This window comes from Bradyrhizobium sp. FW305-F6 (assembly GCF_058782905.1).
On the sequence record NZ_JBYSYD010000005.1, the window covers coordinates 449,995 to 464,496 of the forward strand.

Below are 14,502 nucleotides of genomic sequence, written 5' to 3' on the forward strand. Positions count from 1 at the left end.
TTCAGAAATTTCCATAAAGGGCAACTGTAATGCTAGGCTGGTAAAGCTCTCGAACACGACACGGGCAAGGTTATTCCAGTTGCCGATCAGGAAGGCGAAGACTCCGACAAACAGGGTTTTTTTGACCAGCCGCGCGATAATGTCCTCATCGGTGCCCCAAGCCCAGAAAAGGCCTGCGAGCGTGATGTCGATAGCCGCGAGCGTGGTCGCAAGATAACCAACGTCCCCTCCAACCAGGCCGAACCCGGAGTCGATATAGCGGGTAAAGGTCTCCAGAAACTGGTCGATGATGCCTGTACCGCCCATCTATCGCTCGCTTTCCAATGGTGCCGGGAACAAACCTGACGGCATCCGACTCTGATCCTTTGCGGACGCAGGCGGCCGGGTCCCTGAATCGGACTGCTCGGGATTGCTTGGTGACCCTCTGTCGAACCCCAAGAATTGGCGACGTTTGTCGGCCCACAGCTTACGGCACTCGGCGAGTCTTTCTTTTTGCTCGTAGCTGATCGTGCGGCATCGCTCGAGTTCTGCCGCCACGGGATTGGAATCCCGAACGACCGATGTGGCGGACTCGGGGTGATCTTCATCGCCGCGTAGGTGGATCGTGCAGGCGGCAACGGCCAATATCCCGACACAGATTGTCGTGCACAGAGACAGCGCCTTGAATGCGTTGACTTCGCGCATTAGTGGAACATCTGCACTGTCGAGGGTTGATAGCCTTGGCTCTGCGTCAGGAAGCGCCGGAGTTGTTCCCTGCCCTGATCTTGAGCGGCCGTTCGCTGAGCCAAGTCCAAGCTCTGAGCACGTCCCTGGGCGGCGACCGTTGCCGTGAGATCGGCAAGTTGCTGTGCCTGAAGCCCGAGAAGCTGATTACCCGCCTGGCTCGCTTGCAGTGCGCCCGTCGCGCCCTGGCTCGCATTGACGAGCGCGGACATCTGGACACGATTGCTGTCGAGGTTACCGACGACGGTAGCCTGCACTCGCATGGTGTCCTGGAAGCCGGCGACCGAGTTCTGCCAGCGTGATTGTGCATTGGCGATCAGTGCCTGGTCCGAGACGTTCGATGCCGCCGGCGCGTACGTGGTCGAGAATGCGCGGTCGATCTGCTGGATGTCGTACGCAATACGCTGAGCCTGGGTGAGCAATTGCTGCGTACGCTGGAACGATTGCTCCAACTGCTGCAGCGATGAATACGGCAGGCTCGCAAGATTCTTCGCCTGATTGATCAACATTAACGCTTGATTTTGCAGCGATGTGATCTGGTTATTGATCTGCTGTAGCGCACGCGCCGCCGTCAGAACGTTCTGAGCATAGTTGTTGGGATCAAACACAATCGATTGCGCGACCGCGGCTCGAGGTGTCTGGGCCGCGGTGAGAGCAATCAGACTAGCTGCGACAAATACTGTAAGACGCCTCACGGGAGGACCTCCTGCTTTGCCAGTTGCGGGATGAGGTCACACGCCCAGGCGAGTTCCCGGGCCTTGAGCAGACCAGTCACAAAACCTAATTGTCCGTGCTCGGTCAGAACTCGGTCGATCAAGGCCTGGTCGGCCTTCGAGGAAGCCGCCGTGAAAGCGAGAGCAACCTCGCCAAGACCGAGCTCGAACAGGCGGTTGCCCCGGCGCGACTGGCAATAATAGTCTCGTTTAGGGATCGCCCTGGCCAGGATTTCGATCTGACGGTCGTTGAGCCCAAACCGCCGATAGATCGCCATGATCTGCGGCTCAATGGCGCGATCGTTGGGCAGCAAGATCCGGGTTGGGCAACTTTCGATGATGGCCGGCGCGATCGCCGAGCCATCGATATCGGCAAGCGATTGAGTCGCAAACACGACAGACGCATTCTTCTTACGCAGCGTCTTCAGCCATTCGCGGAGTTTGCCGGCAAAGTCTGCATCATCGAGAGCGAGCCAGCCCTCGTCAATGATGAGCAGCGTTGGCCGGCCATCGAAGCGGGCTTCGATCCGGTGGAAGAGATAAGACAGGACGGCCGGAGCGACCGCGGTTCCGATCAATCCGTCTGTTTCAAAGACTTGAATCGATGAGGTGCCGAGGCGCTCATTTTCGGCATCGAGCAGTCGCTCATATGGACCACCGAGGCAATAGGGTTGTAGCGCCCGCTTCAAGACGTTTGATTGGAGCAGCACAGAAAGGCCGGTGAGGGTCCGCTCCTCGACCGGTGCCGATGCCAGCGAAGTCAGCGCGGTCCAGACATGCTCCTTGGTCTCGGGGGTAACGTCGATCTTTTCGCGGGATAGAATCGAGGCGACCCATTCTGCCGCCCAGCCCCGTTCGGAAATGTCATCGATTTCTGCAAGAGGTTGCAGCGAAACGAAATCGGCAGATTCGCCCGCGATCGCACCGCCGAGGTCATGCCAGTCGCCCTCCATGGCCAACGCAGCCGCTCGCATGGACCGACCGAAATCAAAGGCGAAAACCTGTGCCTCCGGGTAGCGGCGGAACTGCAGGGCCATTAGCGCCAGGAGCACGGATTTGCCGGCGCCGGTCGGTCCCACGATCAGGGTATGTCCGACATCGCCGATATGAAGCGAGAAGCGGAATGGCGTCGCTCCCTCCGTTTTGGCAAAGAATAGAGGGGGCGCTTTGAAATGATGATCCCTCACTTCACCAGCCCATACCGCCGACAAGGGAATCATGTGCGCGAGGTTGAGAGTCGAGATCGGCGGCTGTCTGACGTTGGCGTAGACGTGTCCTGGCAGGCTGCCGAGCCACGCCTCGACCGCATTCACGGTTTCAATCATGCAGGTGAAATCGCGCCCTTGGATGACCTTTTCGACCAACCGTAGTTTTTCATCCGCCGCGCGGGGATCACCGTCCCAGACCGTGAACGTTGCGGTTACAAAAGCTTCTCCAATTTGATCGGTGCCAAGTTCCTGCAGAGCAGCATCGGCATCGAGGGCCTTGTTATGGGCGTCGGTATCCAGAAGCGCCGACGCCTCGTTGGTCATCACTTCCTTCAGGATCGCGGCGACTGACTTGCGCTTGGCGAACCACTGACGCCGGATCCTCGTTACAAGCTTCACGGCGTCGGTCCGGTCGAGCATGAGCGCTCGCGTCGACCAGCGATATGGGAATGCCAGACGGTTCAGGTCATCCAGAATTCCAGGCACTGTCGCCGTTGGAAATCCGACGACCGTCAGCACACGCAGGTGGGCCGTGCCCAACATCGGCTCCAGGCCGCCGGTCAATGGCTGATCGGCAAGCAGTGCATCGAGATACATAGGTATCTCAGGTACCCGGACGCGTTGGCGTTTAGTCGAGATCGTTGAGTGCAGGTAGGTCAACGTCTCCTGATCATCGAGCCAGGCACATTCCGGCATAAAGGTTTCGATGAGTTGCAGGACGCGGTTGCAGCGATCGACAAATCCGGCCAAAAGCTCTCGCGCGTCCGCACCAATGGTCTGGTTGCCTCCCTCGTAGAGAAACCGTTCCGCTAGGGCGGCTCCTTCCGCGGGAGGCAGGTAGACCAAGGTCAGGAAGTAGCTTGATTCGTAGTGGGCGCCGGCTTCCTCGAACTGTGCCCTGCGCTCGGCGTCGACCAGGGCGGATGCTACATCCGGGAACGTATTCGGAGGATAGGGCCCTGCGGCATGGCGTTGGGCCTCGACAAAGAGCGCCCAACCGGACCCAAGGCGACGCAAGGCGTTGTTCAAACGTGCTGCGACAGCAACAAGCTCGGCAGGTACAGCGCTGTCGAGATCAGGTCCTCGAAATTTTGCGGTCCGCTGAAACGAGCCGTCCTTGTTGAGGATAATGCCCTCGTCGACCAGGGCGGCCCAGGGCAGAAAGTCGGCTAAGCGCGCATTCGAGGAGCGATACTCGGCAAGATTCATCATGGGAGAACTCACATAGACAAGTGACCGGGAATACGTACGTGTCGGCGCGCGACCTCGACGAACTCTGGATCGCGCTTGGCGGCCCAGACAGCCGCCATATGACCGATGAACCAGAGGAGAAGACCGGCGAGCCAAAGGCGTAGACCGAGGCCGAGTGCCGCGGCCAATGTGCCGTTTATGATGGCAACGGCTCGCGGCGCGCCGCCCATGAGAATCGGTTCGGTCAACGCTCGGTGCACGGGGGCGACAAATCCTGTGATCTGCTCATCCATCAGATCACCACTCCGCCGCCAAACGAGAAGAACGACAGAAAGAAGCTGGATGCGGCAAACGCGATCGACAAACCGAATACGATCTGTATGAGCCGACGAAAACCGCCCGATGTGTCACCGAATGCCAGCGATAGCCCGGTCACGATGATGATGATAACGGCGACGATCTTGGCGACCGGCCCCTCGACCGACTGCAGGATCTGGTTGAGCGGCTGCTCCCATGGCATATTCGAGCCCGCGGACCAGGCCGGCCCAGAAAGCAGGCAGAATATCGCAAATGTCGCGCTCGAAACGGCACTGCGGCCGAGAGGTAATCGGTGGTTCATGGTTGGTCTCCTAATGCTGAAAGGCTGTAGTCACCCGACGTCCCGAGCCCGGTGACGTGAGCAAGTTCGGAAAGACGGCGATCGGCGCCACGACCATTGAGAACGGCTATGACGTTCACGGTCTCGGCGATCAGAGCGCGCGGCACCGTGATGACGGCCTCCTGAATGAGTTGCTCGAGCCGACGTAAAGCTCCGAGCGCGCTGCCTGCGTGGATGGTACCGATTCCTCCGGGATGGCCCGTGCCCCAAGCCTTAAGCAGGTCGAGAGCCTCTGCCCCGCGCACCTCGCCGATCGGGATGCGATCGGGACGGAGACGAAGAGATGAGCGGACAAGATCCGAAAGCGAGACCACGCCATCCCGTGTTCGCAGGGCCACAACATTCGGCGCCTTGCACTGGAGTTCTCTGGTGTCTTCGATAAGGACGACGCGATCCGACGTTTTCGCGATTTCCGCGAGCAAGGCGTTTGTGAGGGTGGTTTTTCCGGTTGACGTTCCGCCGGCGACCAGGATGTTCTTGCGTGAGCTAACAGCTTGTCGCAGTTCTACAGCCTGCTTCGGCGTCATGATTCCCGCCGCGACATAGTCGTCGAGGGTGAACACAGCAACGGCCGGCTTGCGGATTGCAAATGCCGGAGCAGCGACGACCGGAGGCAATAGACCTTCGAAGCGTTCGCCGGTCTCTGGCAGTTCGGCCGACACTCGGGGCGCGCCGGCATGGACTTCGGCACCCACATGATGGGCGACCAGCCGTACGATGCGCTCGCCGTCGGAAGCGGACAGGGTTTCACCCGTATCCATCAGACCACTCGACAGCCGGTCAATCCACAACCGGCCGTCGGGGTTGAGCATCACCTCGACAACCGACTCATCTTCGAGGAAACGCGCGATAGCGGGGACAAGCGCAGTGCGCAGCATTCGCGCCCCGCGAGAGATCGCCTCGGACTGATAGGAATGGATTGCCACCGCTGCCCCCCAACTGAGGTCGCCTCAAGCGCTCTCAGTGGGTTGACTAGAAATGCCAGAGCCCGGCTCAACGCAACAACTGACGTAGGGCGGTCGTAGCCTGGCGCAGAAAAGGAAATGTCGGGATGAGTCGTTTGTCGCGGATTCCTGTTCCTCGCAGAAGACTGAGGCAAGCATCAACCCAGAGGTGCTTCAAATGGGTGGATGATACTTCCTGAGAATCGTCCCGTGTGAATGATGCCGACGCTCTTTTGGGGGGCGTCAGAGGCACGACAGCGATCTATTCTCACTCGGACCACTTTTCCGCCGAAGCCTGCGAAAGGTGAAAATGGCGCAAATGCGCCGAAGGAGTTAGAGATTACTGTTCGCTACTTGATCACCATTCTGTCGCCTCGTGAGTATCGAACATCGCGCCCTGGATCGGAATCGCAACAAATGCTATTTCGCGATCTGTACGCGGACGCGCAAACCAAGCGTACAGATTCATGCTCAAATTTCGGATCCAAGGCCCGGCGAACCAGAGTAATGCGACAGCTTGAAAGGCCGCACTGAGACCAAACGCCACTTGGTACGCCACAACCGGATAGTGACCGTCCTGAGGCAACCATTGTCCGACGACGAGCCCCACCCCATATTGGATCGCGAACGCCCAACCGAAATGCACAAGGTTCAAGGCGCCGTTCGCACGCGCGGCAAGTTCCTGCGGAAAGTACTCCGCGATCATCGCATAGCTGAGGACCGTTGCCGCTCCGGTAACTGACACGATACACCAGGGCAGCAGTGATGGCAGCGGTACGCGGAGTACAAGTGCAAATTCAGCCGCAATGAATAGCCCTCCCAGGACTGCCACCAGTACGTCGGCCGTTACGCCGCGTTTGCGCAGTCGATCGGCTATTACACCCAGCACCAAAGCTCCGAAACTCAGCCCAAGGGCCATGATAAGCAGCTGCTTTATGAGACTTGGCCGATCCAACCCTTCGACATCCGTAAGCCAAGGCGCAGCCCATAGCGACTGAAGAGCCCAAGATGAGCCGATACAGGCAGCAGAAAGCGGAGCAAGTCTTAGGAACCGAGCATCAGCAAAGACAGACCATACCGTAAGCTGCCGACGGAAGGTGGTGGAGCCTGCAGAGGCAGCAGCTTTTTCCGGCACCGTGAAATAAACCACGCCGGCGAATGTCACCGTTGCCAACGTCAGCAATTCGAAGAGGCTGCGCCAACCGACCCACTCCAGCATCCAATCAGTTGGTGCCGTTGCGGTGACTGCGCCAAGCGACCCCAGCATGATCATGCAGCCGTTGACGAGCGCAATACGTTCCTTTGGAAACCAGATCACAATCGCCTTGAGCCCTGCCATCAATGAGGCTGCAACACCAAGTCCTATCAAGGCACGGCCAGCAAGCAATTCCGAAAACCCCGTCGCGGTACCAAACAGAGAGGTCCCGCCAGCGGCCATAACCAGCAACACGCCTTGGACGCGTCTCGGGCCAAAGCGGTCGAGAAGAACGCCAATGGGTATTTGGGCGCCTGCGAAGACGAGGAAGTACACCGATGCCAACAGCCCGATCTTCGCGGCATCTAGCCCAAATTCGGAAGCCAGGGTCGGAGAGATTGCGGCATTGATTGTTCGGAAGAGGAAAGAGAGATAGTAGCCAGCGGCAAATGGCAGGAAGACGGCAAGGACCAGGCGCCAACCTTTGGGGTGGCGGTCGCCGCGATCCTGCTGTTCAACTGTATGCGGCGGCCCATTCGCCGGTCGTTTGGCGTACGGGTCTTTTACCTCAGCAAGTTCAAGTCGGTCAGCAAAACGAGTTCGGCAGGTGTCGAAAGTTGGGATTGCTGCCGCCCTCCCCGGCGGCAGCGGGCATTTCGTGGCCGATATCTGCGTTCGAACCAATGTCCCGGCGAATCTGCGCCGGCTCGGGACCGCGCTGTCCTTGCCGGCCGACTATGGATTCAGGTTGGTTGGGCGTGGCGTTGAGACGATCGATCGTCTCCTGCAAAAGCGGACGGCTTTGCCGGACACGCCGATCGACTTGCTCTGCCAAGACCTTGAAGCGCTCATCACCGAGCTGGCAGGCTTCATGCTGTTGCTGTTGAGGCAGAGGTGGCATCACTGCGAGGTGATATCGCGCATGCAGCGCGACCGTCTCTGCGATTGTTCGCAAATCGCGCTCCAGAGAATCAAATCGGGCATGGATAGCTTCAAAGCTTTTCTGCGCTGCATTTTCGACGGATGGCTGCGGGTTCATGAACTGCGCTAGCGCCGCCTCCACGACCATGCTTTTGCCCACGCCTGGACGTTCGGTCGCAGCTTCGAGTTGCGAATGAATATTCTCGCTGAGCCGGATAGTCACTTTGCGCGTTCCCGAGGAAATGCGTTTGCGAAGCGATGGCGCGGGCCCCGCGGCTCGGCCCGCTGCTTCTAGATCGACTTCACCGTCGAACTGCATTTCGCTCTTCTCCGTGCTCAGGCGCACCGATCGGCACCGCGACGACGATCGCAAAGGTTTGCCATGGGGTGATTGATTCCGATGGAGAGTACAGAAGAGCAGCAACATGGAGGTCGCAACCTTCGACGACCTCGATCGTACTCTGGCGTAGCGAAAGAAGGGATTGGCGGGTCGATCAATTCCCCTCGGCGTCGCCTTTGCTTCGGAGCGCGATTTCGAGATCCTGGGAATCGGCGCTCACTTCCTTGAGCATGGTCGATCCGCTGGATAGCCGCCGCCCGAGCGCTTCGACAAAACGATCGTAGCGTTCAGCGCCTTTCGCGCGCGCCGCAGCGCTTGAATGCTCCGGCAGCGCCGGCGTCGACGTTAGCCAAAAGCGGATGAACAGCGCGGTCGTCTCGAGTGAGACTGTATCGTTGCGCTCAAGCCGTTCAAGCAATCGCACGATCCGGTCTAGCCGCTTCGCGATGGCGGCTTCTCGGCGGTCGGCGTCGTCGGGAGAAAGAAACGACGCGATCGCAGCTTCCGCAATCAGCGATTTGGGCTTGCCCTGACGCTTTGCGAAGGCCTCAAGGCTGGCATACGTTTCAGGATCAAGGTAGATGCTGAGTTGGGTCTTTTTCATGTCGACGAGCCTAGAGATCCATCGGATCGTCCGGATCGATACTGACGGAACGCGCAACACCCTGCATTGAACGGCTCAGAGTCCTCGCTTGCACGGCATCGGCGTCGCCATCATCCGGATCAGCATCAAATTCGTTCTCGACAAGCGGTGCGCTGATCACGACATCCTCGTGTTGCGGCAGTTCCGGCTCGCGGCGAATGCCCCCTTCGGGAATATTGCCTCTCCGCTTCGCTTTCCCTAGCAGTTCGAATGAAGGCGCAATTTTCGTCCGGCCGGACCAATCGTCCGGCTGCGCGACCAAAGCGAGCGAGCTACCGTGGGACGGCTTCATGATCCGACTCTTAAGCTGTGCATCCTCGTAGTATCGCACCTTGTTGGCGCGCACCGGATGCACCCCCGAGATCATCACGATCGCATCGTTTTGCGGGAGCTGCATGACTTCCCCGGGCGTAAGTAACGGCCGGGATGTTTCCTGACGGCTGACCATGAGATGCCCAAGCCACGGACTCAAGCGATGCCCGGCATAGTTCTTCATCGCACGCATTTCGGTCGCGGTCCCAAGCGCGTCGGATACCCGCTTGGCCGTGCGCTCGTCGTTGGTCGAGAACGCGATGCGGATGTGGCAGTTGTCGAGGATCGCGTGGTTTGGCCCATATGCGCGTTCAAGCTGGTTGAGGCTCTGAGTAATCAGGAAGCTGCGGATTCCATAACCTGCCATGAATGCCAACTGGCTTTCAAAGAAGTCGAGTCGTCCGAGGGCAGCGAACTCATCGAGCATCAGGAGCAACTTTTGTCGCTTTCCGTCGACGTTCAGGCTCTCTGTCAGTCGCCGCCCTATCTGGTTCAGGACCAGTCTCATGAGGGGCTTCGTGCGGGCGATGTCGGATGGCGGCACCACCAGGTAGAGCGAGATGGGACGGGACCCGTCGACGAGATCGCGAATGCGCCAATCGCTCCGTCCCGTGACCTTGGCGACAACGGGATCGCGATATAACCCCAAGAAACTCATCGTGGTCGACAGCACCCCGGAGCGCTCGTTCTCGCTCTTGTTGAGAAGTTCCCGTGCCGCCGAAGCCACCACGGGATGGACGCGCTCTCCGAGATGCGGTGTCGCCAGCATTGCATTCAGCGTCGTCTCGATGGGGCGCAACGGGTCGGACAGGAAGTTGGCGACGCCGGCGAGCGTCTTGTCGGCTTCCGCATAGAGAACATGCAGGATTGCGCCAACGAGCAGGGAGTGACTGGTTTTCTCCCAATGGTTCCGGCGCTCGAGCGCGCCTTCGGGATCGACGAGAATGTCGGCGATATTTTGGGCGTCCCGGACCTCGCAGTCGCCCTTGCGGATCTCAAGGAGCGGATTATAGGTCGCGCTCGCTTGATTGGTCGGATCGAACAGCAGCACCGGTCCAAAGCGGGCCCGCCAACCGGAGGTCAACTGAAAGTTTTCGCCCTTGATATCGTGGACGATCGTCGAGAACGGCCAAGTCAGGAGCGTCGGAATGACCAGACCTACGCCCTTGCCCGAACGGGTCGGCGCAAAGCACAGGACGTGCTCGGGGCCGGCGTGTCGGAGATATCTGCCATCGAAGCGGCCGAGCACAACCCCGTCATGTCCCAAAAGGCCGGCTCTCTTGACCTCCCGTGTATCGGCCCAGCGCGCCGAGCCGTATGTCGTGACCTGTTGGGCTTCCCTCGCGCGCCAGACCGACAGCGCGATGGCGATGATGACAGCAGAGAATCCGCCGCCTGCGGCAATGCAGGCGCCCTCGATGAATATTCTGGGCGCGTAGGCGTCGAACTGGAACCACCAGATGAAAAACGCAACCGGCTGATACACTGGCCAGTGCCCAACCGTGAACCAGGCTGGGCCGAGTTGCGGCTGGAAGGCGAGACGCCAGGCCGTCCACTCGGTGGCACCCCAGAGGAATACAAGCACGACGATGGAGACGAGAAATAACTGCCCCCAGAGAATTTTGGTCGCGGACATGGGAGGGCACATGCTCCGCAATTCGGACCCGTGCAACGATCATATTCTTCGTGTAGCAGGCGCTCGCATCCTGGCGCAGAGATCGGTCGGTCAAAGGGAAAGGTCGCGCTTGCGTCCAAAACTCCAGTCGACGCCGCCGGGACCGGCGATGCCGTTTACATGCTTGCCAAGTTCACGCTCAAGGGACGGTATCCAGGGCACGAGTTGGAAGCCCAGGCCGTTGTCGATCATCGCAAACCGGCCGGAGGCCAGCGACAGTCTTCGGCGATAGACCCCTGAAACGGCCTCGCCGGACTCAGCCGGCATATGCGCCAACCCCGTTTCCTCCGCCAAGCGCCGACCCACGCTGTCGAGTTCTCGGTTGCGCAAGGTCCCGATCAGATTGCGGCCGACAACAACCTTGTCTCCATCGCGGCGGACCAGACCCCTCTCCGCCAACACGTCGATCCGCCGATCAAGCGCGGTGCGGACTTCGGCGCCGAATCCAGAGTGCGAGAGATCGGCGGGTTCGCGGGCAACCAAGCGCCGGTCGAGCCAGGTCGCCCCGTCCGCCGCTACTTGCTGGTCGAGATTGAAGTCCGAGCGGACGGCAAGCGCAATGCGTTGGCGGCCTTTCGCATCCTCAAACCGGCGCAACTCCACAATGCCGCCGATCGGACCGTCGCCGGCCGTATCGAGGTCGGGGAGTTTGAGATGATGCACACGCCCGTCAACTCCGTCGACAACAGCGAACGCGGTTCCCCTCAACTCGTCATCAAGCCCGCGGGCGATGAGACGGCCGATCACGGGTTCGCCGTGGGCTTCGCCCTCAAGCGCCCAGGCTGATGGCGCGCGAGATACGCCGTCCTTGGTAAGAGTCTTGTGCAGCCGCTTAATGATATCGCCGCGTTCCCCAAGCGCCCGCAAGCGCTGTTCCGCGTCGGCGGCCAGAACCCAGCGCGCGGGACCGGCCGGCTCCGCAAGCCCGAGCCGCTCGAGGGTCCGCATGCGGCCGATCCGAATCTCCCGCAGCGGATCGCGTCCGCCATCGCCTCCTGGCCGAAGATCGATAACCCCTTCCGCCGTTCCCGCTTCCCGGCCCAACACCCGATCAAGCTTGGTCCAGCGTTCGCTTGTGACCTCCGCTTCAAGGCCGCGCCGGATCTCGAGCTCCGATCGCGGGCCGAGTTCCCGGGTAACAAGATCTCCGGCACGCGCCCGCAAGCCGATCCCGATGTAATCGCGGCTGATGACGAGATCTGAACCATCATCAGTGCGGCCTCGCACGAGGATATGAATATGGGGGTGTTCGGTATTCCAATGATCGACGGCGACCCAGTCTAGCCGCGTACCGAGATCGCGCGATGCCTGGTCCATCAGTTCGCGGGTACAACTCCGCAAGCTTTCCAGTTCGTCGGCATCATCCGGCGAAACGATGAACCGGAAATGATGCCGGTCCCCGTCGCATCGCTCCACAAAAGCCCGGCCATCCGCATCATCGCCAGCAGCATCAAAGAGTTTACCCGGCGATCCGTCGCGGGTGACGCCGTCGCGCTTGAGATAACCGATATGGGCTCGCAGTGCTCCGGGCGAGCGCATCCGGCGTACCACACGCGCCTTGACCATAGCGCCGCGAGCGCGGTTGTTGAGGAGCCGCGCTGCGGCAAGGCTCGCCGCCCGGCCGCGACCGAACGAGCCGCCTCTCTTGGCTCGGCCGCCTGGGAGACCGCCTGCTTTCTGAGCGGCTTTGAGGGCCTGCGCGAGAAACGACTTTGCTTTGGGCGCGCGGGTCGAGCGGATACGGCCTGGACGGATGCGGAAATCGTCGTTGCGGCTCATTGTGCCCGCCGCAAGGTGTCGAAAACTGAGAAAGAACAATGGCCTATCGCGAATGACAAATTGCGCGGTACCCTCGCAATGTTTAGCGCATGCTTGAATTTGCTAACATTTCCCAACCGACCGACCGGCCGCACCTTGCGGCTTTTATCCTGCCCTCCTCTGTCGCTGGTTCCGAGCGCCCAACTTCCAGGCCAACAGTGTCTCGGTACGCGCGGCGATTTGCGACAAGATGCGGTGCGAGCGAAGCGAGCGCTTGCGATAGCGATCGTTACCCGGAGGGCCGAGACACCCGTAGGGTGGCTCGGTGAGGAGCGAAGCGACGAGTAGAGCGCGGGCCGAAGGCATCGCCCGTACGCCGGCAGCCCGTAAAGATCGCACCCCTCCGCGAACCCTTGCCGTGCGAGCCAGGCTCCCTCAGCACCAAACCCGAAAGTCTCAACATCACGATCGTGTTGCAGCGTTTCGAATGCAAACCGAATGTCCGTCACGGTGCGCCTATCCGGTCAACAAACAGGGGAGCCTCCCGCCAAGGAAGTGCACGCCTGCCGTCAGCTGCGGCATGTTCACGCTGCTCGTTGTCCAGCAATGGTGTGACCGCCGCAACGTAGGCCGTAGTTTCCGGAGGAAGCGGCCGACCCGTCGCCAGGTGTTGTTCGTACCGCGCCGGACCGGCGTGATAGGCAGCAAGGAAACCCGCCGATCCAAAGCGATCCTGCAGCTCCTTGAGGTAGGCGGCGCCTGCCAGTATGTTGTCGCGGGCGTCAAACGGATCCAGACCGAGACGATAGCGGGCGCTGAGCTCGACCCAAGTGCCGGGCATGAGTTGCATCAGGCCTAGTGCGCCGCGAGGCGACGTTGCACGTCGTTCACCCCCGCTCTCGATCTTCATCACGGCGCGAATCCATCGCTCCGAGATGGCGAAGCGCTGTGCCGCTTCGGTGATGAATTCAGTGTACTGAGATGCCGGTTCGGAACGCGGCGTATCCGCGGCGAACGCTGTGTCGCACAGGGCTGACTGTAGAAGCGCTATCGCGAACGCTAGTAGCGCAACGAGGACGCGGAGCATTGGCGAAAGCGGAGGAAATGCTGAAAAAGGCGAGTCCAGGGCCTGTTGAGCAGGCCGGGACGGAAGGTCGGACGGTGTATCAGCGGAGCCGCAGACGGTGGATCGGAAGCAAACGGCGTGCATGTCTACTCCTCCGCGGTCCACAGAGGTACGGCCTGTCCAATGACCGCGGAGATGGGTAGCGGTCCAAAGTACCGGCTATCGAGCGAGTCTTCCGATTGCCAGTTCATCAGAAAGATTTGCCCCTCGTCGAGTACGCGGCATCCCTGCCAGGTGGGCAAGGGGCGATTGCGACCGTCGCGCTCGCGAGCCTGCCCAATCTCAATGCCGTCGACGACGATCAACGGTCCGGTCCGGCATACGGTCTGCCCGGGAAGGGCAAGGACGCGTTTGAGCATGGGAACGCCCACGGGCAAGTAGCCGTTCAGATCGAGGAATGCGGCAAGCATGTCGGGCGGACGAATGGCGACGAGTTCAGTGACAGTCAGCGGGCCGGCCGACTGAATCCGATAGAGACCGATCGGCACGCTGCTTGATGCGTTCCAAATATAACGGGGCGACGTCTCACCAAGCGTTGAAAGCAGGAGAGCTACGGCTCCGAATGTGCTCAAGATCGTTGGGCAGCGTGCGCTCATGAGGTTATTCTCCGGCGATGGAGCCAAGCCTGGTGTCGCGATCGGGTGTATGGCTTGGGCGTCTCGTTGACCGACAAACGGTTGTGGACGTGGTGCCAGTAGTCTGGTGCTGCGTCTGCGGGATCGATGTCGAGAGCCTCGACAGCATCGACCAATTGCAGCACTCGCTCGACTTTCGGCCAGCCAGACAGGCGCAGCAAGATTTCGCCGCCAGGGCTTACCCATGGAACGGTCGCGTAGCGTTGCCCGGGCATGACCGCACGCAGGATGTCGATGCGAGACAGAACTGTTCCGAAGTCGTTTGACGACCAACGTACGAACGCGAAGATGCTGCCTGGTTCGAAAGACAATACGCGACGACTATGGTCGAGGATGCGCTCGGAGGCGTGACGACCGAACCGAATCCGGTTCTCAATGCGCTTTTCGACCCACAGGATCTCAACTGTCGTGAGTTCGCTCATGACACACCTCGAGGTGATGGATCGGATTGAGTCTGCGC

Annotated in this window: 14 protein-coding genes and 1 pseudogene; all 15 read right to left on the bottom strand. The window is 60.3% G+C overall.

Translation table 11 applies throughout. The features are described from left to right. Positions 1-32: 32 nt before the first annotated feature. Positions 33-306, bottom strand: a pseudogene (locus tag AC3WLX_RS30205) (type IV secretion system protein); the annotation flags it as partial. Next, positions 307-684 (bottom strand): putative entry exclusion protein TrbK-alt, encoded by a 378-nt coding sequence (gene trbK-alt, locus AC3WLX_RS30210; protein WP_082770586.1) that lies wholly within the window; start codon positions 682-684, stop codon positions 307-309. Next, positions 684-1,418, bottom strand: a complete 735-nt coding sequence (trbJ, locus tag AC3WLX_RS30215; RefSeq protein ID WP_061027993.1) for a P-type conjugative transfer protein TrbJ — start codon at positions 1,416-1,418, stop codon at positions 684-686. Before trbJ ends, trbK-alt begins: the two co-directional genes overlap by 1 nt. Next, on the bottom strand, positions 1,415-3,856 hold the full coding sequence (gene trbE / locus AC3WLX_RS30220; protein WP_061027994.1) for a conjugal transfer protein TrbE: 2,442 nt from the start codon (positions 3,854-3,856) through the stop codon (positions 1,415-1,417). The genes trbJ and trbE overlap by 4 nt, the downstream gene beginning before the upstream one ends. Before the next feature lie 8 nt (positions 3,857-3,864). Next, complete coding sequence (locus AC3WLX_RS30225; protein WP_061027995.1) at positions 3,865-4,128, bottom strand: VirB3 family type IV secretion system protein; 264 nt, start codon at positions 4,126-4,128, stop codon at positions 3,865-3,867. After that, entirely contained in the window at positions 4,128-4,454 is a 327-nt protein-coding gene (locus AC3WLX_RS30230) for a TrbC/VirB2 family type IV secretion system protein (RefSeq protein ID WP_061027996.1), read from the bottom strand. Before AC3WLX_RS30230 ends, AC3WLX_RS30225 begins: the two co-directional genes overlap by 1 nt. After that, complete coding sequence (trbB, locus tag AC3WLX_RS30235) at positions 4,451-5,371, bottom strand: P-type conjugative transfer ATPase TrbB (RefSeq protein ID WP_492338697.1); 921 nt, start codon at positions 5,369-5,371, stop codon at positions 4,451-4,453. Before trbB ends, AC3WLX_RS30230 begins: the two co-directional genes overlap by 4 nt. A 424-nt stretch (positions 5,372-5,795) precedes the next feature. Next, the gene (locus AC3WLX_RS30240; protein WP_245325477.1) at positions 5,796-7,316 is read right to left on the bottom strand and encodes an MFS transporter; all 1,521 of its coding nucleotides are present in this window, start codon (positions 7,314-7,316) and stop codon (positions 5,796-5,798) included. Next, complete coding sequence (locus AC3WLX_RS30245) at positions 7,219-7,872, bottom strand: hypothetical protein (protein WP_082770588.1); 654 nt, start codon at positions 7,870-7,872, stop codon at positions 7,219-7,221. Before AC3WLX_RS30245 ends, AC3WLX_RS30240 begins: the two co-directional genes overlap by 98 nt. A 175-nt stretch (positions 7,873-8,047) precedes the next feature. Beyond that, positions 8,048-8,497, bottom strand: coding sequence for a TraB/GumN family protein (locus AC3WLX_RS30250; protein ID WP_061028000.1), 450 nt, complete (start codon positions 8,495-8,497; stop codon positions 8,048-8,050). A 10-nt stretch (positions 8,498-8,507) separates the two neighbouring features. Beyond that, positions 8,508-10,484 (bottom strand): conjugal transfer protein TraG, encoded by a 1,977-nt coding sequence (locus tag AC3WLX_RS30255; protein WP_061028001.1) that lies wholly within the window; start codon positions 10,482-10,484, stop codon positions 8,508-8,510. 90 nt (positions 10,485-10,574) lie between these two features. After that, complete coding sequence (locus AC3WLX_RS30260) at positions 10,575-12,302, bottom strand: relaxase/mobilization nuclease domain-containing protein (RefSeq protein WP_492338698.1); 1,728 nt, start codon at positions 12,300-12,302, stop codon at positions 10,575-10,577. 484 nt (positions 12,303-12,786) lie between these two features. Further along, positions 12,787-13,191 carry a lytic transglycosylase domain-containing protein gene (locus AC3WLX_RS30265; RefSeq protein WP_492338708.1) on the bottom strand — a complete coding sequence of 135 codons (405 nt, stop codon included), beginning with the start codon at positions 13,189-13,191 and terminating at the stop codon, positions 12,787-12,789. A gap of 302 nt (positions 13,192-13,493) precedes the next feature. Next, entirely contained in the window at positions 13,494-14,003 is a 510-nt protein-coding gene (locus AC3WLX_RS30270; protein WP_061023410.1) for a S26 family signal peptidase, read from the bottom strand. Beyond that, complete coding sequence (locus tag AC3WLX_RS30275; protein ID WP_061023408.1) at positions 14,000-14,464, bottom strand: DUF2840 domain-containing protein; 465 nt, start codon at positions 14,462-14,464, stop codon at positions 14,000-14,002. The genes AC3WLX_RS30270 and AC3WLX_RS30275 overlap by 4 nt, the downstream gene beginning before the upstream one ends. Positions 14,465-14,502 lie beyond the last annotated feature (38 nt).

Bases quoted from the DNA above. Each gene is read 5' to 3' on its own strand.
- trbK-alt (WP_082770586.1), bottom strand. From the start codon at position 684: ATGCGCGAAGTCAACGCATTCAAGGCGCTGTCTCTGTGCACGACAATC.
- trbE (WP_061027994.1), bottom strand. From the start codon at position 3,856: ATGATGAATCTTGCCGAGTATCGCTCCTCGAATGCGCGCTTAGCCGAC.
- AC3WLX_RS30225 (WP_061027995.1), bottom strand. From the start codon at position 4,128: ATGGATGAGCAGATCACAGGATTTGTCGCCCCCGTGCACCGAGCGTTG.
- AC3WLX_RS30230 (WP_061027996.1), bottom strand. From the start codon at position 4,454: ATGAACCACCGATTACCTCTCGGCCGCAGTGCCGTTTCGAGCGCGACA.
- trbB (WP_492338697.1), bottom strand. From the start codon at position 5,371: ATGCTGCGCACTGCGCTTGTCCCCGCTATCGCGCGTTTCCTCGAAGAT.
- AC3WLX_RS30245 (WP_082770588.1), bottom strand. From the start codon at position 7,872: ATGCAGTTCGACGGTGAAGTCGATCTAGAAGCAGCGGGCCGAGCCGCG.
- AC3WLX_RS30250 (WP_061028000.1), bottom strand. From the start codon at position 8,497: ATGAAAAAGACCCAACTCAGCATCTACCTTGATCCTGAAACGTATGCC.
- AC3WLX_RS30255 (WP_061028001.1), bottom strand. From the start codon at position 10,484: ATGTCCGCGACCAAAATTCTCTGGGGGCAGTTATTTCTCGTCTCCATC.
- AC3WLX_RS30260 (WP_492338698.1), bottom strand. From the start codon at position 12,302: ATGAGCCGCAACGACGATTTCCGCATCCGTCCAGGCCGTATCCGCTCG.
- AC3WLX_RS30265 (WP_492338708.1), bottom strand. From the start codon at position 13,191: ATGAAGATCGAGAGCGGGGGTGAACGACGTGCAACGTCGCCTCGCGGC.
- AC3WLX_RS30270 (WP_061023410.1), bottom strand. From the start codon at position 14,003: ATGAGCGCACGCTGCCCAACGATCTTGAGCACATTCGGAGCCGTAGCT.
- AC3WLX_RS30275 (WP_061023408.1), bottom strand. From the start codon at position 14,464: ATGAGCGAACTCACGACAGTTGAGATCCTGTGGGTCGAAAAGCGCATT.